Origin of the sequence: Aquicoccus porphyridii (assembly GCF_008369105.1) — a bacterium.
Classification (GTDB): Bacteria; Pseudomonadota; Alphaproteobacteria; order Rhodobacterales; family Rhodobacteraceae; genus Aquicoccus; species Aquicoccus porphyridii.
In genome coordinates this window covers 1-383 of sequence record NZ_VINQ01000204.1, presented here as the reverse complement: position 1 = coordinate 383, position 383 = coordinate 1, and the positions used below count along the sequence as shown (strand labels likewise).

At 65.5% G+C, this 383-nt stretch carries 1 pseudogene; it reads right to left on the bottom strand.

The annotated features are described in order from the left end of the window. Positions 1–383: pseudogene (locus tag FLO80_RS24205) on the bottom strand (hypothetical protein); the annotation flags it as partial.

Below are 383 nucleotides of genomic sequence, written 5' to 3'. Positions count from 1 at the left end.
GCGCTGACCTCGATGGCGTGCTCGTCGATCAGGTCCTGGCCGAAGTTGTAGATGATCTCCAGGTCGCCCTGCAGCGCGCGCTGGTCGTAGGCGCGGGCGGCGGCGCGGGTCTGCTCGCGCTTCTCGACGTAGGCGGCGAAGGCCGCTTGGCCATGGCGCTTGCGCAGCATCTTCTCGGCGATTCGCGGCGACAGCACCACGCCGCTGGCGTTGTTGCCGCCGAAGCCCTTGGAGTTGATGAAGCATACCTCCAGCGGCTTGTCCTGGCGCATGTCGCGATTGGAGATGCTCAGGCGCTGCTGGTGGACGTCGTCGGCGACCTTGTCGATGGTCTTGATCCCAGGGAGGATGCCGTACTTGAAGGTGCCCAGGGCGGAAATCAG